Raw genomic sequence first — 495 nt, 5'->3', positions numbered from 1 at the left:
GGGCTTGGAGGTGTACTCCTTGTCCGTGACGCCGGTGCCCTCCTTGAAGGGGCCGTCGGTCGGGGTGCCCTCGGGGTTGAGCTTCTTCCAGTCGTCCCGCTTGACGTAGACCTTCTGCGAGTCGCGGGTGCCCTCCTTGACCACGTGGTCGGTGTCGATCACGGTCCGAAGACGAAGGCGGGAGTAGGCGCTGTCCTTGTCGAGCTTGGCCTTGGCCCGCCTCGCCTCACGGGAGGTCTCGTACGTGTGGGCGTAGTTCTTGCTGGAGCCGCCGGTGGGCAGGACGCCGTTGTAGACGGTCACGAACGCGTAGTCGCGGTCGCCGTCCTCGTAGACGTCGTAGTCGTAGTGGGTGTACGCCGTCTTGCCGACGTAGATGCCCCACGGGGTCTTGCCCTGGTAGTAACCGGGGACGAAGACCCACTTGTCGAGGGTCGCCTTGTTGCTCTTGGTGTCGTACACGCAATGGCCGGCGGTCGCCACCAGGTTCTTGTA

The 495-nt window shown here is 64.4% G+C and carries 1 protein-coding gene; it reads right to left on the bottom strand.

Going from position 1 to position 495, the window contains the following annotated elements; all coding sequences use genetic code 11:
- The coding region (locus FLW16_RS45855) for a trypsin-like serine peptidase (protein WP_396687284.1) at window positions 1-495 on the bottom strand (495 nt) is incomplete at both ends.

The organism is Microbispora sp. KK1-11 (genome assembly GCF_006874435.1).
GTDB lineage: Bacteria > Actinomycetota > Actinomycetes > Streptosporangiales > Streptosporangiaceae > Microbispora > Microbispora catharanthi.
The sequence above is the reverse complement of the archived record's forward strand: the minus strand, read 5'-3'. Positions and strand labels throughout refer to the sequence as shown.